This window comes from Streptomyces sp. NPDC048258, from assembly GCF_043201995.1.
In the GTDB taxonomy this organism is placed as follows: Bacteria; Actinomycetota; Actinomycetes; order Streptomycetales; family Streptomycetaceae; genus Streptomyces.
In genome coordinates this window covers 23,674-40,689 of the sequence record NZ_JBICZH010000021.1, presented here as the reverse complement: position 1 = coordinate 40,689, position 17,016 = coordinate 23,674, and the positions used below count along the sequence as shown (strand labels likewise).

At 71.5% G+C, this 17,016-nt stretch carries 23 protein-coding genes; 5 read left to right on the top strand and 18 right to left on the bottom strand.

What is annotated here, in order from left to right; all coding sequences use genetic code 11:
- Positions 1–17: 17 nt before the first annotated feature.
- Both ACGFYQ_RS33890 and ACGFYQ_RS33885 read right to left on the bottom strand, forming a co-directional pair.
- Positions 18–1,499 (bottom strand): DNA-methyltransferase, encoded by a 1,482-nt coding sequence (locus tag ACGFYQ_RS33890; RefSeq protein ID WP_393750034.1) that lies wholly within the window; start codon positions 1,497–1,499, stop codon positions 18–20.
- Positions 1,500–1,595: 96 nt separating this feature from the next.
- Positions 1,596–1,811, bottom strand: a complete 216-nt coding sequence (locus tag ACGFYQ_RS33885; protein WP_393750033.1) for a hypothetical protein — start codon at positions 1,809–1,811, stop codon at positions 1,596–1,598.
- Between the two features lie 73 nt (positions 1,812–1,884).
- Here ACGFYQ_RS33885 and ACGFYQ_RS33880 point away from each other — a divergent pair, with 73 nt between their 5' ends.
- Positions 1,885–2,184 (top strand): hypothetical protein, encoded by a 300-nt coding sequence (locus tag ACGFYQ_RS33880; RefSeq protein WP_393750032.1) that lies wholly within the window; start codon positions 1,885–1,887, stop codon positions 2,182–2,184.
- A gap of 42 nt (positions 2,185–2,226) precedes the next feature.
- On the opposite strand, the gene ACGFYQ_RS33875 is transcribed toward ACGFYQ_RS33880, so the two are convergent.
- The 16 genes from ACGFYQ_RS33875 to ACGFYQ_RS33800 all read right to left on the bottom strand — a co-directional run bounded on the left by ACGFYQ_RS33875 (position 2,227) and on the right by ACGFYQ_RS33800 (position 13,454).
- Entirely contained in the window at positions 2,227–2,703 is a 477-nt protein-coding gene (locus ACGFYQ_RS33875; protein ID WP_393750031.1) for a DNA (cytosine-5-)-methyltransferase, read from the bottom strand.
- 151 nt (positions 2,704–2,854) lie between these two features.
- Complete coding sequence (locus tag ACGFYQ_RS33870) at positions 2,855–3,484, bottom strand: DNA cytosine methyltransferase (protein ID WP_393750030.1); 630 nt, start codon at positions 3,482–3,484, stop codon at positions 2,855–2,857.
- A gap of 170 nt (positions 3,485–3,654) precedes the next feature.
- On the bottom strand, positions 3,655–4,119 hold the full coding sequence (locus tag ACGFYQ_RS33865) for a hypothetical protein (protein ID WP_393750029.1): 465 nt from the start codon (positions 4,117–4,119) through the stop codon (positions 3,655–3,657).
- 247 nt (positions 4,120–4,366) lie between these two features.
- Complete coding sequence (locus ACGFYQ_RS33860; protein WP_393750028.1) at positions 4,367–4,705, bottom strand: hypothetical protein; 339 nt, start codon at positions 4,703–4,705, stop codon at positions 4,367–4,369.
- 154 nt (positions 4,706–4,859) lie between these two features.
- A complete protein-coding gene (locus ACGFYQ_RS33855) occupies positions 4,860–5,189 on the bottom strand; it encodes a hypothetical protein (RefSeq protein ID WP_393750027.1) in 330 nt (109 codons plus the stop codon).
- 124 nt (positions 5,190–5,313) lie between these two features.
- A complete protein-coding gene (locus ACGFYQ_RS33850; RefSeq protein ID WP_393750026.1) occupies positions 5,314–6,615 on the bottom strand; it encodes a DNA cytosine methyltransferase in 1,302 nt (433 codons plus the stop codon).
- A 197-nt stretch (positions 6,616–6,812) separates the two neighbouring features.
- Positions 6,813–7,673, bottom strand: a complete 861-nt coding sequence (locus ACGFYQ_RS33845) for a hypothetical protein (RefSeq protein WP_393750025.1) — start codon at positions 7,671–7,673, stop codon at positions 6,813–6,815.
- 72 nt (positions 7,674–7,745) lie between these two features.
- Positions 7,746–8,576 carry a hypothetical protein gene (locus ACGFYQ_RS33840; protein WP_393750024.1) on the bottom strand — a complete coding sequence of 277 codons (831 nt, stop codon included), beginning with the start codon at positions 8,574–8,576 and terminating at the stop codon, positions 7,746–7,748.
- A 121-nt stretch (positions 8,577–8,697) separates the two neighbouring features.
- On the bottom strand, positions 8,698–9,180 hold the full coding sequence (locus tag ACGFYQ_RS33835; protein WP_393750023.1) for a hypothetical protein: 483 nt from the start codon (positions 9,178–9,180) through the stop codon (positions 8,698–8,700).
- Between the two features lie 103 nt (positions 9,181–9,283).
- Positions 9,284–9,766: a hypothetical protein gene (locus tag ACGFYQ_RS33830; protein ID WP_393750022.1), complete on the bottom strand. Its 483-nt coding sequence runs from the start codon at positions 9,764–9,766 to the stop codon at positions 9,284–9,286.
- Positions 9,767–9,861: 95 nt separating this feature from the next.
- Positions 9,862–10,425: a hypothetical protein gene (locus ACGFYQ_RS33825; RefSeq protein WP_393750021.1), complete on the bottom strand. Its 564-nt coding sequence runs from the start codon at positions 10,423–10,425 to the stop codon at positions 9,862–9,864.
- 99 nt (positions 10,426–10,524) lie between these two features.
- Positions 10,525–11,193: a hypothetical protein gene (locus tag ACGFYQ_RS33820; RefSeq protein ID WP_393750020.1), complete on the bottom strand. Its 669-nt coding sequence runs from the start codon at positions 11,191–11,193 to the stop codon at positions 10,525–10,527.
- 91 nt (positions 11,194–11,284) lie between these two features.
- Positions 11,285–11,827, bottom strand: a complete 543-nt coding sequence (locus ACGFYQ_RS33815; RefSeq protein ID WP_393750019.1) for a hypothetical protein — start codon at positions 11,825–11,827, stop codon at positions 11,285–11,287.
- Positions 11,828–11,891: 64 nt separating this feature from the next.
- A complete protein-coding gene (locus ACGFYQ_RS33810; RefSeq protein WP_393750018.1) occupies positions 11,892–12,278 on the bottom strand; it encodes a hypothetical protein in 387 nt (128 codons plus the stop codon).
- Between the two features lie 188 nt (positions 12,279–12,466).
- Positions 12,467–12,709 (bottom strand): hypothetical protein, encoded by a 243-nt coding sequence (locus ACGFYQ_RS33805; RefSeq protein WP_393750017.1) that lies wholly within the window; start codon positions 12,707–12,709, stop codon positions 12,467–12,469.
- Positions 12,710–13,019: 310 nt separating this feature from the next.
- On the bottom strand, positions 13,020–13,454 hold the full coding sequence (locus ACGFYQ_RS33800) for a hypothetical protein (protein WP_393750016.1): 435 nt from the start codon (positions 13,452–13,454) through the stop codon (positions 13,020–13,022).
- Between the two features lie 244 nt (positions 13,455–13,698).
- On the opposite strand from ACGFYQ_RS33800, the gene ACGFYQ_RS33795 reads away from it, so the two are divergent.
- The 4 genes from ACGFYQ_RS33795 to ACGFYQ_RS33780 all read left to right on the top strand — a co-directional run bounded on the left by ACGFYQ_RS33795 (position 13,699) and on the right by ACGFYQ_RS33780 (position 16,998).
- On the top strand, positions 13,699–13,992 hold the full coding sequence (locus tag ACGFYQ_RS33795; RefSeq protein WP_393750015.1) for a hypothetical protein: 294 nt from the start codon (positions 13,699–13,701) through the stop codon (positions 13,990–13,992).
- Between the two features lie 162 nt (positions 13,993–14,154).
- On the top strand, positions 14,155–14,955 hold the full coding sequence (locus ACGFYQ_RS33790) for an SAM-dependent methyltransferase (RefSeq protein ID WP_393750014.1): 801 nt from the start codon (positions 14,155–14,157) through the stop codon (positions 14,953–14,955).
- Positions 14,956–15,081: 126 nt separating this feature from the next.
- On the top strand, positions 15,082–15,774 hold the full coding sequence (locus ACGFYQ_RS33785; RefSeq protein ID WP_393750013.1) for a hypothetical protein: 693 nt from the start codon (positions 15,082–15,084) through the stop codon (positions 15,772–15,774).
- Between the two features lie 141 nt (positions 15,775–15,915).
- Positions 15,916–16,998, top strand: a complete 1,083-nt coding sequence (locus ACGFYQ_RS33780) for a hypothetical protein (RefSeq protein WP_393750012.1) — start codon at positions 15,916–15,918, stop codon at positions 16,996–16,998.
- Positions 16,999–17,016: the final 18 nt, after the last annotated feature.

The window sequence follows — 17,016 nt, the reverse complement described above, 5'->3', positions numbered from 1 at the left end:
ATGCCGCCCCGCCGTGCTTACGTCGCCTGCTCCCGTCCGCGCCCGCTGCCCAGACGCAGCCTGCACAGTTCGGCGTACGCAGGGTCCTTCTCGACGCCGACGGAAGGGAATCCCTCCAGGCGCGCGGCTTCCAGGGTTGTGCCAGTCCCGGCGAACGGATCAAAGACAGTCCCGCCCGGCGGGGTGAGCAGCCGCACCAGCCAGCGCATGAGGGCAACCGGCTTCACCGTCGGGTGCACAGTGCCATCCGGCAGCCGCGGGCGTTCCCTCGAGGGTGCCTTGGCCTGGTAGCGGAAGGCGGGGAAGAACCGGGACGCACCGCCGGAGTCGGCTCCGCGCACGGGCGTGCACGCGGCCTGCCCCTTGAAGTCGCCGTACACATCACGGAACTTGTCGGCGCTGCGGCGGCGTGGGTTCGCCCCGGAGTGCAGCAGCCCGGACTGCGCGTCGAGCTCGGCGACGGGGCATCCCTGCACGCAGCGGTCCCCGCACGCGTCGACGAGCTGCCCATCCTGGACAGCAGCCGCATGTGAGAGGAGCAGGTTCGTCGGCCAGCGCCCGGCCTCGTCCCCAGGGGGCGTCTTGCACGCGGCCGTGTTGATGCCGCCGGTGCCGTGCGCGAAGACGTTGGAAGCCACCGAGCCCTCGAGCGGCTTGCGTGCCAGAACGATGGGCTCATGGCCGGGCTTGAGGGTGGTGTTCCAGCCGTCCCACCGGGCGGCGGCATCGGTTGCCGGGGCGGTCACGTCGAACGTCTCGGAGGCGAGCTGGGGGAACACCCCGGAGTTGCCGCGCCGGCGGATGCCCTGGCCGATGACTTCGCGCTGCTCCCACGCTTCACCGAGGGCGTTCTTGCGACCGTTGAGGTGCTGCACCAGGTCGTCGAGGCCGGGGTCGGCGATACCGAGTTCGGCGCACAGCCGTTCCCACTGCTCGACCGTGGGCACCGCAGCGGTCTTGCGCTGGGTGGTCCAGTGCCCGGCCATCCCGTTGAAGCCGAGCAGGGCGTCAATCTGGGTGTTGGTCCAGCCTGCGGCGTCCCGGGCTGCGGCGAACGCCGCGGTGAACTCCAGGAGGCGGGGCCGGTCGTTGCGGCGCCGGTCGATGAGCTTGCCGACGTCCTGCCCCTTGGGGAAACCGGTGCCGTACATCCAGTGCAGGGAGTCGCGGATCTCGAATCCGGCGTCCTCGATGGCGACGGTCATGCGGTGATAGGTGCGAGTCGCGCCGAACGCGGCCAGATGCCCGCCCGGCTTGAGCACGCGCAGGCACTCCCGCCACAGGTCGACGTTGTAGGCGATCCCGGAGGCGTCCCAGGACTTTCCGAGGAACGCCAGCTCGTACGGCGGATCGGTGACGATCGCGTCCACCGACGCGTCGGGGAGGGTCGGCAGCAGGTCGAGGGCATCGGCGCAGTGCACGACGGCGCCCGGCCCAGGAAGCACGTCGATGCCTATCAGGGTCTCTTGCCCGGCCGGGGCACGGCGCAGTGTCGCCATGGAGTACGTCCGTCCTGCCCCTGCGCGCCGGGTCACCGGGCGGTGACCTCGAACTGGAGCGGCGGGGCAAGGCGGACCCTGCGCGGCCTCCGGCACTTACGTCGCGGGCTGCGCCGCGGGGAAGCCCGCGTGTACGTGGCTGGTGACGTATGGGTGCGCTGTGCCGTACCGGGCGATTGTCCGCTCGGCCCACGCCGGGTCGGGCACATGGGCCCCCGTGGACGGGACCAGGTTGGAGTCGACGATGTGGCGGGCGCGGACCGCGATCTGTGCGAAGCGTGTCCGGTATGGGGCGGCGGGGACGAGGTTCATGGCCCGGCACCGTAGGGACCGTGGCGCTACCGTCGCGGCCGTGGCCTGTGGTCACCGAAGTCGTTCTCCAGGCATGACGGATAACGAGCCTGTGGACCGACCGATGATGAAGGCAGCACTTGCGCTGCTGCGGCGGCTGATTGGTGAAGGTCCTGCGGAGTGCAGGCGAGTTGTCGCGCACCTGGTGGCGAAGATGCGCGGAGGGGCCCGGCGCGCTTCCGAGTTCGCGCGCTCCGTGGCCTTGGGCTTTGAGGAGATCGGGCGTGGCCTCGCCATGGTTGAGGAGGCGGGGACCCTGGTTCGCCAGGGCGTTGCCCTGTTGCGCCAGGCCGCTGCCCTGCTTCTCAACCCTCGCCCGACGCAGGCGACGTGACGCGGGCCCCAGCTGGGGGTACGTCACGTCACCTGCAATGCCTCAGGTTCGGCCGGTGCGGGTCAGCAGCAGACGCAGCGCGTTCGCGGCCTGCGCCGGGACGACACCGTTGCCCAGTGCCTTGAGCTGCGCCGAGCGGGACAGGCCCGGTACGGCAGTGATCCAGCCCGGGCGCAGGCCCATCATCCATTCGACGAACCGGGTGGAGAGCCGCCCGCGGGCGTCCGTCGCCGGCGGCGCGGCCCGGCCCAGGACCCGCTCCCAGCGGGCGATCACGGGAGCGTACGGCCCCCACACCGCCTCTCCGGGGATCGGCGGCCGCGGACTGCACGCGGTGCGCCCCGGTGAGGGGAGCAGCGCGGGCAGCTGCCCCTCGAGGGCCGCAGCCGGCGCCGGGCTGAGCGGGGACGGCTCGCTGTAGTGGACGGCCCCGGGCAGCAGGTGCTCGACCTCGTCGGCGAGCGTCGGCCCGTGCCCGCCCTCCCGCCGCTTGTCGGGGTGTTGGCTGCCCCCGTTCACGGCGAGCTGCGCCGTCGGCGTCTTGAGGAGCGGCAGCGCCGAGGGGCATTCGACCGCTGGCGCGACCGGTACCGGGTGCTGCCGGACCGCGGGGCGGCCGCCGCGGCGTACGGCGGCCGCGCGTGGGTAGCTGATGCCGGGCGCGGCAGGGCTACGTCGCCTGTGGCCAGGCGATGATGAAGACCCTCTCGCGGCGGTGTGGGGCTCCGGCGTCCGCGGCGCGGTGCACGACCCACTCCGCATCGAACCCGAGGGTGGCCAGATCTCCGAGAACGGCACCGAGACCTCGAAGAGTTCCTGCTGCGGGCTGCTGCGGGTCCACTGGCCTTCGATCGGGTCCCATGCTGCGAGCGGCTGATGCGGAGAGGAGACCGCGGACATTCTCGATCACCACCAATCGGGGGTTGAGGACGGAGATGGCCAGGGCGACGTGCGCCCAGATTCCGGAGCGGGTGCCGGGGGTGATGCCGGCGAGGCGTCCGGCGAGGCTGACGTCGGTGCAGGGGAAACCGGCGGTGAGGACGTCGACGGGTTCGACGGCCTGCCAGTCCACGGTGGTGATGTCGCCGTGGTTGGGGACGGTCGGCCAGTGATGGCCGAGGATCTCCGCCGCGTGCTGCGCAGGGTCCTCCGGGTCGTACTGGCAGTGCCAGACGACCGTGCCGTCCACGACGTCCTGCACTGCGAGGTCCAAGCCCCCGTAGCCGCTGCACAGGGAGCCGATACGGGGGTTGCGGGGGATCGAGGGGGCGGGGGTGCGCTGAAGGGCGCTGGTGAGCAATCGTGAACTCCTTCCGCTCGCGGCCGCGGGGCCGTACGCAAGGGGCCACAAGACGCGGCGCGGGCGAACGCAGCACGCTGCCTGCGCGATGATCTTTACGTCCGGCGGAAAGAGGGGGCAACCACGGTGATTCCGGTCACGCCCCGGGCTGGCGGACCTCGGCGCCCTCGTCAGCGCTTCCCGCGCCGGCGAGCCCGGATGGAGCGCTTGGATCCCTTCCCCGGAGTGCGGCAGTCCGGACAGATGAGTGCAGTCACCAGGAGCACCCCATCAGCCTGCTGGCCTCGCTGAGTCCAAACCCGCATGTCCCGGGCCGCCAAGTGCCCACACGCGCAGCAGGAGCGTTCAGCCTGGTCCAGCAGGTGGCAGGCCAGGCAGCGCGGACGGTCGGCCTGTTCCGCCCACACCATGACTGGCATGGGCGAAGTCGCGGCGGCCACATGCGTGCACGGGGACCGGAGCGCGCCTGGCGTGGAGGCCGCCTTCTCCAGCGCGGCACGAAACCAGGGCGGGTTGTCGCCGGAAAGGATCCGCTTGGGCGGGGAAATCAAGCGGGCGCCGAGTTCATGGGTGTGGGCTGCGGCAGCTTCGTGCTGGTCGCGGCGGGCGTTGGCCGCCGGGTCCTGGTCGCTCATGGCCTCAACGTAGGGGCCGGTTCTAGGCGTTGGGGCCAGTTTCAGTAGCCGTGAAATTGCATGAGCGCATGAAAGATCGCCCGTGCAATTGCACGGGCTGGGAGACCCGGATGTGACAGCCCTGACGAGCCCGAATCCACCCCTTCGGGGGGCCTCGCAGAAGCTGACGCAAAATCGACCACGCGACGCCGCCACGCACCGGGGAGCAGGCGGGCGCAGCGCCACCCAGATCAGCCGATGGCCGGGATCAGGCGGCGGATGCCTGCGCTGCGGCCCGGTAGGCGGCGATCAGGCGGTCAAGCTCCACGTCGCCTGTTCCCTCAGCGGCTTCCAGCGCGGCCGCGGGCAGCGGGTCCGCCGCGTCGTAGCCGAGCGCGGGCAGGCCGTCCAGGTGCGCGTGCAGCGCTTCCAGGCGGTCCAGAAGAGCAGCGCGGCGCGCCTGATCGGCGTCCAGAGAACGCCACCACTCATACCGGGCTGCGGGAAACACGGGCAAGCTGCCCCGGAGAACGTCCACGCGGGCCGCCAAGACGGTCTGTACGGGGCCGCGGAGCCGCTCGGCAAGCTCGCCGTTCACGGCGGTCACGACGGCAGTCACGGCGCGCCGCCCGGGTCGGACATCTCGGTCATGAGCCCAGCGTTCCACCGGCCACTGACAACAGAGCCGCGCCCGGGCGGGGGGTTCACCCGCCTGGGCGCGGCCTGGGGCTCACCGCGGCGTGTTACCGCCTACGGCCCGGTCAGACGCCGCCCGCGTCGTCGGCCAGCTCACCGCCGGCGCCACCGGTGCCGCTCGGCGTGCCGGGCGGCATGGTCGGCGGCTGTCCGTTCCCCCCGCCGACGGTGCCGCCGGTCGACGGCCAGGACGGGCGCGGCGTCGGCACGGTCGGGCTGGCCGTGCCCGGGCTGGGGGTACTGCTCACGCTCGGGCGCGGGCCCGGGGTGTCGCACTCGCTGATCCGGCCGATCTGGCCGAGCAGGGTCGCGAGGCAGGCGAGGAGGCCCACCAAGAGCGCCGCGAGGATGAGGGCCAGGGCGTCGAGTCGGGTGATGTTGGGTTTGGTAGGCACGGGGGTGTCCTTCCGGTCGGTGATGACCGGCGGACTATGAGCGGCGCGCGGTGCTTGTGGCGCGCCCTGCCCGGGGTACGCCGAAGGCCCGGCCCCGCGAGGGGCCGGGCCTTGGGGTCCGGGGTTACACGGTGAGGTCGTAGGCCTCGGCCAGGCCGTACAGGCTGGTGACGTAGTCCCTCACCAGGGGCTCCCAGTTGACGCGGTACAGGGCCCCCAGGATCACCCCGGCCATGGCCGGGCAGACGACGTCTCCGGCCTGCTGGAAGGCGGAGGAGCGTGAGCCTTGCCAGGGGTAGGAGCGGCGGAAGGAGACGAGGAGTCCGGCTTCGGCTTCGGTGAAGCGCAGTCCGTCGCTCTCCCGGTACCAGGTGCGGGACTTGCCGGTGAGGCACCACGACGGCTTGTCGGCGGAGAAGGTGTTGCCGCCCTTGGTCCGGCCGGTGGCCGGGTCGATGGGCCGGTTGCCCCGCGTGTTGATCCGCTCGCCGGGGGCCCAGCCGAGGGCCTCGGCGAGGGTCGTCGTCGGGAAGGGGATGAGCGGCTTCGGCTGGGGGAGGAGCACCCAGTCGTGCCGGGTGGCGATCATGAAGACGCGCTCCCGGCGGGACGCGACACCGTAGTTGGCGGCCTCCATCACCGCGTAGTCGCTGTTGAACCAGTCGGCGCACTCGAACTCAAGGGTGAGGTCTTCAAGAACCTGCTCGGGGAGGTTCGCCGACTGCTCCATGGCCACCCACTTGATGGGCGCGCCCGCAGCTTGCAGGCCCAGCGGCCAGATCGCGGCCTCGGCCATCAGGCCGATGAGGGGGTCGGTGAGCGGTTCGAGCATGGCGCGGACCTCGGGCCAGGAGGCGCCGGAGCGCGGGGCGTAGCCCTCGTGGTAGCCGAATTTGGCGCACTGCTCGCAGTCGTCTTCGCAGTCGTCTACCTCGTCGACGCGGATGAATCCGGCGGCCTCGCCGCAGTAGGTGATGACCTCGCACAGGACGTCGATGTTGGACTGGAGCAGACCGGCGCGCTTTCCGCTGGTCGAGAAGGCCGGGCAGGGCGGGGAGATGATGACGCCGCTGGTGTGGCGGAGCGCGTAGTGCTCGGGGTCGAGGGTGGTGATGTCGGCGCAGATCCGCTGGTGTCCGGCGGCCCGGGCGGTGGCGCAGGCGTCGGCGGACTTGTCCACGCCGATCGCGTCGACCTTGATGCCGAGGACGGTGGCCATGCCCTCGGACCATCCGCCGGGACCGGCGAACAGCTCGATCCAACGCTCGGGGTCCTCCGGGCGCTTGGAGAGCATCCAGCGGGCGGGCCACGGAGTGGCGGCTTCTTCGAAGATGGGGAGGAGCTTGGCGGGGATGGGCAGACCGGCCTCGCGGGCGAGTTCGGCGATGTGTATGGCGGTCAGAACCTCGGCGCTCAGCTCGTTCACTGCGACGTTCCTTCGTTTCGGGTTGCGGCGGTGCTCTCCGCCAACGTCGATAATACAGTAACCGTATTCGAAGTGATATTGAGCAGCTAGAAGTACCGACGTAGGCCGGTCACTGAACAATCGAGTGTGTGCCCGCACGCGACGACGCCCGGTCTTCCCCGCGGGGCGACCGGGCGCACGGGGGCGGCGTGGTCGGGTCAGCGAGTCAGCTGGCCAGCGCGGGAGAGCAGCAGGTCGATACCGACGCCGTGCAGGTCAACGCTGACCGGGGTGCTGTCGCGGACGCGGGCGGCGGGGTCCAAGGCCGGCGCGGCGTAGCCGTACGGGCCCGACCCCGTGCCGAACGCCATTCCGCCCTCACCTTGCAGTTGGTCCACAGCCGTGAACTGCACCAGGTGGGAGGCCAGGCGCCGCAGAAGCCGACCCCGGATCCGCCGCAGAGGGTAGCGGGGCGTCTCGGCACCCGGCATCGGCAGGAACAGCGGCAACACCCGCTCCACGGCGCGCACCGGGCCCGTGACCGACACGTCGCATACGGGGTTGGTGCCGTGCATCGACACCGCGAACCGCACCCCCGACGGCGTGCCCCAGGCCAGCACTGAACTGTTCGCGTGCAGGCCGACATGGTTGTGCGTGGCCGGGCCGCGCTCCCGTATGGCCCACCCGATCTCGTGCAGCGCCTGGAGCCGCCCGATCACCTGACGCCCGCCCGGCCGGGCGCGGGATGCCGCCTCGTCGTCCAGGACGGGCAGCACCAGGCGCAGCACTTCCCGGGCGATCAACTCGGGGGCCACGCTCGCGAGACGCACATCCGGCTCGTACGCCTCCCGACCGGCGGCCTCCCACGCCACCTCGGTCTGCCCGCTGCCCGTCACGAGGATCAGGGCACGCTCCGCCTGCACCAGGCGGGCGGCCGGATGCGTCGACCACCACGCGGCGTACGGCTCCACCGTCCACGGCTGGTCGTTACGGGCGGGCAGCAGCGCGGCGACGCGAACGGCCAGGGCCTGCGCATCGTTGGCGGTCGCGGCCGGCGCGGCAATGTCGGTGAGGGTCATCGCAGGGTCCTTCCAAGGGGGCGGCCGCGCCCCGGGAGAGGGGGCGGAGCGCGGCCGTACAGGGGGATTGGGTCAGATCAGCTGTGCGGCGGCGGCGAGCAGCAGGTCCACGCCGAGGGCCGAGAACTCGCCAACCACTGGCGTCTGGTCATCGGCGTAGCCGGTCGGCAACTCGTCCGGCAGGACGATGTACCCGCCGGGCTGCCGGTAGCAGGGCAGCATCACCTCGTCAGCCTCAATCGGGACGAGCTGCGGGAACTGGTCCGTCAGGTACCTGGTGAACGCGCTGCCGACGTCCGCAGGCGTCCGCCCCTCAGCCGAGGGCAGCAGGAACGGCAGGACGCCGAACAGGCCGTTCACGGGGCCGTCGTAGCGGGCGGACAGGTACTCGCCCGCCCCCAGCACCCACACGCCCCAGGTTCCGCCGTTCGCGGTCGCCCAGACCAGACCCGGGCCGCCACGTGCGCTCTCCACCGCGTCCGGGTGCGCGCCGTGGTCGATGAGCGTGAAGCCCAGCTCCGTCATGTCTCCCAGGTGTCGCTGGAGTACCTGGTTGCAGCCGAACTGCGAGCGCGCCGACACCGCGCCGGACTCGGCGTCCAGACGCGGCAGAACCGTGCGCAGCAACTGCGCCGCGATCCCGGCGGCCGCGTGCGGGCCAGTGGCCTCGGCGACGATGGCCACAGTGGCCGGGTACTCCTCCGGGTACTCGGCGAACACCTCTACCCGGGCATCGTCAGGCTGGACGATCAGCAGCGCCCTTACTCCGTCGGTGAGGCGGGCGCAGGGGGCGCCGTGCCGCATCGCGTGCAGGTGAGGGGTGGCGGTCCAAGGCCGGCTCCGGCGCGCGGCGAGCTCGGCGGTGATGTCCGGCACGGCCGGGGCGGCGGGGGCGGTGGTCACAGTGGTGTTCCTTCGGTTCGGGTTCCGGGCGGTGCTCTCCGGCCGGGAAATGGGGTCATGCGGTGGGGGCTTGCGTCGCCCCCCGGGCCGCACGGGAGGGTGCGGCCCGGGAAGGGCGTCGTTACAGGCCGAGCTGGATCAGGAGCCGTTCGGTGGCAGTCGCGTCTCGTAGCCAGCCCACGATGGCGTCCGGGTCCTCGGCGTAGCAGTCCTCGGCGATGTCATCGAAGGAGGCGGCGGGGTCATCGAGCAGCGTCATGACGGCGTTCAGCGCGAGGTTGTCGATGTCGTCCGTGCCGTGCTGGCCGAAGTTGTCGGCGGCGAGCTCGATGCCGTCCCAGACCCGGGTGTTCACCTCGTCGCGAGTGAACGTCGTCCCGTCCTCGGCGGCCGCTCCGGCGGTGTCCTCGGCGGCTCGGAGTTCGGCGTACCGCACCAGGGCGTCGTCCCATGTCGCGGCAGGGTTGTCCAGACGGGCCAGAACGGCGGACAGCGCCAGGGCGAAGCGCCTCTCCGTAACGGAGCGCCCCGACTCGTCGGCGGCGAGCTCAAGGCCCTCCTCGACTGCAATGACGACCTGGGCGCGGGTGTACGTGGTGCTCATGGGTACGGGTGTTCCTTCGGTTCGGGTGTACCGGCGTGCTCTCGCCGGCGAGTAGGCCGGGCCGGGCGGCCTTGTGTCGCCCGCCCGTGCCCGAAGGGTGGGTCTACTGCGGAAGGTTGCGGCGTGCGGCTCGCTGGCCGGAACGGCGGACCAGGGCCAGGCTCCGGGAGCGGACCTGAGCGATGCGCGCCACCTGCGCGGCTTCGGCGTTCGCCGCGAGGCGCTGGTCCTGCCAGGCGCGGGCGGCCGCCTCGGGGTCGTCCCCCAGAGACAGGTCCCACAGGGCGTGTCCCTGGCGCAGCGCGCGGATCCTGGCGCGGTCGTACGGCGCAACGGAGTCGATGACCGGGCCGTCTGACGTCCAGCGGGTGACCAGGATCCACAGCCGCGACAGGTCGGTGTCGGCGGGCAAGGCCGGGCAGTCGATGGCCATGTGGCTGGACTGGAGGCCGTGGTGGGCGGTGCAGCCGGACGGCGTGATGCCAGGGCCGGACTCAGCCGCGCCACACGCTGCGCGCAGGCAGGTGCAGGTGGCGGGCGGCTGGAGGCTGCCGACGGTGTGGGAGTGGCGGGCGAGGAGGTTCACGAGCGGTTCCGTTCCGTGGTCGGGGTATGCCTGGCGTGCTCTCGCCGGGTAGTTGGCCGGGCCGGGCGACCTTGCGTCACCCGCCCGGCGGTGCGCTACGGACGGTGCTGGCCCTCGGCGCAGCTCGGCGGGCAGGAGGGCGGGGTGACCCCGGAGAGTAGGGAGCGGACCGCGTTGGTGCCCTTCTCCTCGACGCGGTGGGCGCCGCGTCCGTGGGTGAGCTGGCCCCGCAGGATCTTCCCGGTGCGGGCGCCGATCGTTATGGAGCCGAACACGCCGTGCATGCAGGAGGCCCGGAAGTGGAAGTGGTGGGCCTTCCCAAGCGTGTGCCAGGTACCGCTCAACTCCTTCTCTTCGGCGAGGCGGACCACACCAAGGGTGAAGACCGTCAGGCCTTCGGGGGCTTCGTGCCGGGCGCTGCCGGGGCTCTGGACCGGGGTGCCTATGTGCAGCGCGCCGGAGCGGAGAGCCAGGGTCTGCCCGGGCTTGAGGCGGTCGGCCAGCTCCTCGATGTGGACGTACGGAAGGTGTCCGTGGACCTGGCACCGGGTGCAGCGGAAGCTGTCGGTGCGGTCACTGTCGTTGAGCACGAACTGGGAGCTGTCGTCGCTGCACGTCGTGCAGCGCATCGGGGACCAGGCGTAGCGGGTGCTGCTCATAGCGGTGGTGCCTTCCATTCGGGGTTGGTCCGGCGTGCTCTCGCCGGGGAGTTGGCCGGGCGGGGCGGGTTTGTGTCACCCCGCCCGGCGGGGGCTGCGTCAGGCCGAGACGGCGTACGGCAGGACCGCGTACAGGAGCGCGGCAGTGTCCTCCGCGAAGTCGCCGGGCATGACGGGGGACTCGTAGACGAGCGTGGTGTCCTCGCCGTGGCGCAGTACGGCCGTCCACCGCTCGTGGTCCTCGGGGGCGTAATCGACGCACACGTCGCCCCCGGTGCGGGAGGCACCGCTGATGGTGATCTCCCCCTGGTTGTGGCCAGCCAGGACGATGCAGGTGCCTGCCGAGTGGGGGTCCACTGCGGTGCGGCGTCCGCGCGCGGCGCACGCGGCCATCAGGTGCTGACCGACGTCCCAGGGCTCGGCGGCGTCGTCGTCGTGCTGCATCGTGCGAACGGTGATGGCGACGGCATCGGCCAGCAGTTCCAGCGCGTTACCGGGGCCCAGGTTCGGCAGGATGCGCCGGTCGACGTCGCACTCGACGTACAGCTCCTCGTTCGTCTTGCCGGTGTCACCGACCTTGACCAGGTAGAAGTCGCCGTCAGCGGATTCCATGACACCGCTTGCTCCCCGGCATCCGGCGTCGGCGTCGGCGTCCCAGTCGTCGCCGATGAGCTGCGCGGCGGCGCGCGCGATGTCGGAGATGGAGAACGGGTACTCGGTGCCCGGGGCGGGCAGGAAGCGGCCGTTCTTGAACGGGTTGCTGCTCATGGTGGTGTTCCTTCCTTCGGGTTCGGCGGTGCTCTTCGCCGGGGAGTGGGCCGGGCAGGGCGGGCTTGTGTCGCCCCGCCCGGCGGGATGGCTACGGCTGGGCGGGCTGCGCCTTGAAAGCGGCGCGCACGGCCGTGCTGGCCTGGCGGCAGGGACGGGCGTTGTCGGCGATGACGCTGAGGGTGATCCGTTCAAGCTGCGTGCGCAGCCGGTCGGCGGCCGCCCCGTAGAGGCTCGCTACCTCGGGGCCGCCCCCGTCGGCCTGCTTCGACACGAAGTTCAGGCGGTCCTTGCGGTCGGCGAGCTGTGCGGCGAGCTGGGGACTGGCCGGGGTCGTGATCGCGGTGAGGGCGGCGAGGAGTCCGGAGATGTCCGCCGTGAGGTCGGTCAGGTCCGAGGCGTAGAGGTTCGTGAAGCGGCCGCCGTCGGTCGGGTCGGGGTAGTAGCGGGCCCACAGCCCGTGGTGCTCCTCGGGGGCGTACAGGGTGTGGCCGTCGGGGTCGCTGACCCATATCTCTCCCGGCAGGTAGCCGAGGTTCAGGGCGAGCGCCGAGTGCGGGTGGCTGACGTCGGCGTTGGTGGGGGCGTATCCGGCGTTGGTGAGGGCGTCGCGGATGAGTGCGTCGGTGTTCAAGGTGGTGTCTCCGATCAGGTGCGGGGCCGGGGGCGCGGAGTGTGCGCCCCCGGCGGGGGCTACGTCAGGCGGTGACCAGAGCGGCGCGGATGGCCTTGTACTCGGCCTTGCGCGGCTTGTAGTTCGCGACGATCGCGGCGACCTGTTCGCGGGTGTAGCGGTAGGCGGTGACCGCGTGGCGCATCCAGCCGGTGCGGGTGCGGCGGATGCGGGTGGCCTTGCCCCGGATACCGGCCTTCTTGGCCTGGGTGCGCAGTGCGGCGACTGCGCCGGAGATGACGTCGGGGGTGGCGCCGGTGGCGATGACGTGGGTGGCCAGGGAGCGGGGGCCGGTGCGGACGCGGCGGGCGGCGGTGGCCACGGCGCGGCGGTCACGGGCAGCGGCGCGGGAGGCGCGGATGCGGTCGCGGAGGACGACGGCGGCGCGGCGGGGGCTGTGGGCAGAAGCCATGGTGTGTTCCTTTGTTCGAGGTTGTGGCGGTGCTCTCCGCCAACAAGAGAAATAATACAGCAACCGTATCGACGGGGGGAAGTAGGCACCTAAGAAATCTTCAAGTACCCATGCTCACCAGTAGGAACCAAGAGAGTGCGAGCGGCAGTCCTGGGGTATCGCGTCGGCTTGCTGTAATAAGCGGCCCTCTAGAACAGGGTGTCGGCCTCGGGGAGGGGCTTCGGGGCCGGCATGCGGTGCGCGGCGCGCTGAGGCCTCGGGGCATCCCCGAACAGGGCCTCGGTGCCGTACGCGTCGGGGACGGCCGGCACAGGGCGGACCACGGCCTCGGGCTCGATCAGAGCCGCCGGGGCCGACGGGTCGAAGTCGGCGCGCCCCATGGCCGTCCAGTCCTGCTCGGGGGTGGGCGCGGGGTTCGAGGGAAGGGACACGGCGGATCTCCTGTCTCGGGGGTTCGTGTGCGGGTGCTGGGGCCCCGGGGCGCAGCATGGCGCCCCGGGCCCGGTTCGGTCAGTTGGTCGTCTGCTCGGGCTTCTCGTACTTCATCCAGGGCCACAGACCGCCGATGAGGTACCGGTCGTCAGCGTCCGGCTCGACAATCTCGCGGCCGGAGTCGTCCCGGTAGCGCTCGTCCCAGGTGAACGTCGGTGTTGCCGGGGATGGTGAGCGTGCGCATGGGGTTTCCTTCGGGCAGCGGGGAGGGGCCGGGGCGCGGCGCGGTCGCCGCGCCCCGTGCGGGCGTCAGTGGTGGTTGCGCCAGTCCGCGTCGTACGCGGCGAGGAGCTCGGGGAACTCGGGGTCGCCCGGCTTGGCGTACAGGTCCTGGAGCAGGGTGCGGCCGTCGGGCAGGTCCGCCTCGACCTCCCCGTCGGGGCCGTTCCACCCGAAGGCCGGCCGCGCGGCGACCGTCATGCAGAGCTGGAGCAGGTCACCGGCGCCCTCGCACTCCGGCGGGACGTCGGCGCCGCACACCTTGTTGCCCATCCGGGCGCAGTCCCACCCGGACTCGTCTTCGTCGATCACGCCGTCGCGGTTGTCGTCCCCGGCCAGGACGGACGCCGCCGCAGGGGCGTTGTGGTGGGGCAGCGACGATGCGGCGCCCAGGAACAGCAGGGCGATAGCGGCGGCGGTGGCGGCCGCCGTGGTGCGGCGCGAGGTGTAGCGCAGGAAGCGCACGGGTGCTCCTTCGTTCGGGGTTGTCCGGGGTGCTCTCCCCGGGCTGCCTTGCGGCGTGATGAGAAACGTACACACCATCCGCAGAAAAGTACAGCGGCCGGATTGCGTCGCTAGGGCAATGCCTCCTTGAGTTGCTGCTTTAAGGGGTTTCAGGGTCAGACTTCCCAAGCTCACTCCGGTTGCTGTACTGTGATGCTCATCGCCCCGGAGAGCACCGGGGAAACCCAAACCGAAGGAACCCCCCATGTCCGTCTCGCTCGACAAGACGCCCCAGCTCCTGTTCTTCCTCGCGATCGTCACCGACCCCGGCACCCCCGACGCGAAGGTCCACCGCCTCACGCTCACCCCCGCCGACAACACGTACGACGACGTGGTGAACGAAATGAACCTCCAGACCCGCGCCGTCAACAACGGCGAACTCGTCTGCGTCATCGCCGCCGACCGGTCCGCCGGATACACCGCCGCGCTCCTCGGAGAGGCCGACGACGAACTGTGGAGCAAGTGGCTTGAACAGGATCGGATCGCCGCCGGGCTGTAGGCCCCGCCGCGCACCGCCCGCCACACGGCGGGCGGTGCGCCCCGCCCCCGCCCCGGATCACCCGGGGCCGGCGCAGGGCGCACCGCCCCAAGGCGGCAGGGCAGATGTCCTCCCTGCTGCTCTCCCAGCCCTTACCGCACCCCCTCCTGGAAGGAATCCCCTGTGCAGATCTCGAAGGCCACCCGTACCGAACTGGAGCGCGCCGTCTGCGAAGGACCCGTGGTCCGCCTCCACGAAGACGCCACCGAACAGGGCGCGGAGGGCGCTCACCGGGTCCTCACCCGCTCCGGCGCCACCTGGAGCCTGCGACACCAGGGCTACATGTTCGCCGACCTGTTCCCGTTCGGGCAGGCCGCCGACCTGGTCCGCCTGATCATCGACCGCCGCAGCGCCGTGAACCGGCCCGACCGCGGCATCGTGTCCTGCCCGCAGTCGATCGCGGAAACCATCTGGGCCAACCTGCCCGGCGTCCGCAAGGGCTGGCAGGTACTCGAGCCCTCCGCGGGCCACGGAGTGCTCGCCGCCGAAGGAACTTCCCAGGGGTGCGTCGTCGACTGCTACGAGATCGACGCCCACCGCGCCGCGGAGATCACGCGCGCAGGCATCGCCACCACCGTGACCACCACCGACTTCCTGACCGTCACCGCCCAGCCGACCTACGACGCCGTCGTCATGTACCCGCCTCACCGCCGCGACCTGGCCGTCCAGCATGTCCTGCACGCCTACCGCTTCTTGCGCCCGGGAGGCGTCCTGACGGCCCTGGTGTCGCTGGGCCTGCAGAATGCGGCTGGTGGGCGCGGGGACCAGTTCCGCCAGCTCCTCAGCCGCTCCGGCAACCTGCAGGTCCTCGACGAGGCGGACTCCGCCGACGGCCTCCTCCTGTCGCAGTCGGGCCTGCGCCTGTCAGCCCAGCTGGTCCACCTCTACGCCCCCGACGAGGAGACGGCCCCCGGCCAGCGGTAGGCCTCCGAGTCGGCCTGATTTCCGGCCCCGGCCCACACCCCCGCTCCCGGCACGTGAGCCGGGGCGCGCACCGCCCCACACCGCCCGCAGAGCAGCCGGGCCAACCCGAACCGAAGGACATCACCCGTGAGCCGCACCGCAATCCCCCAGTGGGTCATCAAGGGCATCACCGACGACTGCACCACCTGCGAGTGCTGCGGACGCACGAACCTCAAGCGGACCGTCGCACTCGCCCCGCTCGACGCCGACGGCAACGAGGACGGCGAACCCGCGTACTACGGCACCAGCTGCGCCGCCATCGCCCTTGGCCGCACCCAGACCTGGATCAGCAACACCGCCGCGGGGGCCGCAATCCAGTACCACGAGCGCGACAACTGGGCCCGCCGCGTCATCAGCGTCTACGGCCCCGTCGAGTTCGCCACCGTCCGCGAGAAGGCCGCCGCCTGGTTCAGCCGCAACACCCACCGTGAAGGCACCCCGGGCGCCAGCGCACAGATCGCCACGTTCCTCCGCAACGCCCGCGCCCAGCTCCAGGACACCACCCTCGCGCCCGCCCGCCCTCACACCGTGGCCGACTTCCGCCCGCACCTGGTCATCACCACCGCGGACCGCTCGCGCATCGAGTGGGCCGGCCCCGTCCCCACCGACGACGAAGAGGCGCTCACCAACCTGCACCGCGCGTGCCGGAACCGCGCCCAACGCCTCAACGGCGGCCACGTCTTCACCGTGTGGGCCCTGGACGCCCAGTCCGCCACGGAAGTCGCCTACGCCCAGCAGGCCCGCGCCCGATACGAGTCGGACCGCGCCGCGTTCCAGTGACCCCACCCGGTGCCGCCGACCGACCACCCGGGCGGCACCGCCGACCTCTTACGCGCCCGCGCGCGTAAGGGGGGTCCAGAAAGTCCAGAAACCCCCGCTGGTCAGTCCCTCCAGTCCCTTTGTATGCCAAGGAGAATCACCGTGCCGATCACTGCCACCGAGCGCGCCGAGGCGATGGCTCTGCAAGTACTTATCTCTGCTCGTCTTCACCACGGCGGCGTGGTGACTCACGGCCTGGTGGACGCGGTCATGTCCCGTGACGCCGGACAGGAGCAGGGCAAGGCGAACAAGGCGACCGTCCGCCGCATCATCCGTACGCGGGCCGACTCGGAGAACGTCCGCGTCATCTTCACGGCGGACGAGCGGTACTGGGCGATCCGTGAGCAGCTGCACCACATGACCGGTGAACAGGTCGACGCGCTCTCCGACGACATCGCGAACGGTGGTGACGACGATCCCCGGGGATGGGACCGTCCCCTGATCAACGCCATTGCCGCGCGCCGCTCCACCCGGGCCGCCGCCAGTCGGCTGCGCGGCTGCACCCCGGTCGCCGTCCCCCTGTGGCGTGAGCCCCTGCGAAACCTTCCCACGCCAGACGATGTCCGCGACGTCCTGCACGAGGTCCACCAAGGCGGGCACCGCGTTCACGCCGGCATCCCCGCCGACCACGTCCGCACGGTCGTATCGAATCTCCGCGTCAAGCAGAAGCCGTTCACCCAGGGCCCCGACGGCACCATCCACGTGGAGGACCGGGCGTACGTCCCCCTCCGCCGCTTCCACATGCGCATCGTCAACGGCGGCACCCCCGAGCGTGTCGAGACCCGTGCAGCGCTGGACGAGATCAACAACGCGATGATGGTGCCAGGCAAGCAGGCCGTCCGTGAGATGTCCGCGGCCGGATCGCGGGCCCGCATCGTCTACAAGGGCATCCGGGGCACGGTCCTGCTGCGCCCGGCCACCGCCGAGGAGGCCGCGGCCACCGTCAAGCCCGAGGCAGAGCGGTACACGGCGGGGGACCAGGTCACCGTTCGTCCCGTCGTCTACAACCCCGAGCGTCGCGAGCACCGCGTGCTGGCGGAGTACACCGGCACGGTCGTGAACTGGCACGGGGGCCACTACAACGTCCGAGCTGTCGTAGCTGATGAGCACGGGGTGGGTGGCGTACGGCAGTGCCAGGTCCACGAGCTGCGGCCCGCCGGCCCGTGCCCGGCCACTGAGCACTGACGCGCCCTGGGGCCGTCC

Excerpts from the sequence above, each read along its gene's own strand:
- ACGFYQ_RS33835 (WP_393750023.1), bottom strand. The coding sequence starts at position 9,180 with ATGAGCACCACGTACACCCGCGCCCAGGTCGTCATTGCAGTCGAGGAG.
- ACGFYQ_RS33825 (WP_393750021.1), bottom strand. The coding sequence starts at position 10,425 with ATGAGCAGCACCCGCTACGCCTGGTCCCCGATGCGCTGCACGACGTGC.
- ACGFYQ_RS33890 (WP_393750034.1), bottom strand. The coding sequence starts at position 1,499 with ATGGCGACACTGCGCCGTGCCCCGGCCGGGCAAGAGACCCTGATAGGC.
- ACGFYQ_RS33810 (WP_393750018.1), bottom strand. The coding sequence starts at position 12,278 with ATGGCTTCTGCCCACAGCCCCCGCCGCGCCGCCGTCGTCCTCCGCGAC.
- ACGFYQ_RS33865 (WP_393750029.1), bottom strand. The coding sequence starts at position 4,119 with ATGAGCGACCAGGACCCGGCGGCCAACGCCCGCCGCGACCAGCACGAA.
- ACGFYQ_RS33880 (WP_393750032.1), top strand. The coding sequence starts at position 1,885 with ATGACGGATAACGAGCCTGTGGACCGACCGATGATGAAGGCAGCACTT.
- ACGFYQ_RS33885 (WP_393750033.1), bottom strand. The coding sequence starts at position 1,811 with ATGAACCTCGTCCCCGCCGCCCCATACCGGACACGCTTCGCACAGATC.
- ACGFYQ_RS33820 (WP_393750020.1), bottom strand. The coding sequence starts at position 11,193 with ATGAGCAGCAACCCGTTCAAGAACGGCCGCTTCCTGCCCGCCCCGGGC.
- ACGFYQ_RS33845 (WP_393750025.1), bottom strand. The coding sequence starts at position 7,673 with ATGACCCTCACCGACATTGCCGCGCCGGCCGCGACCGCCAACGATGCG.
- ACGFYQ_RS33795 (WP_393750015.1), top strand. The coding sequence starts at position 13,699 with ATGTCCGTCTCGCTCGACAAGACGCCCCAGCTCCTGTTCTTCCTCGCG.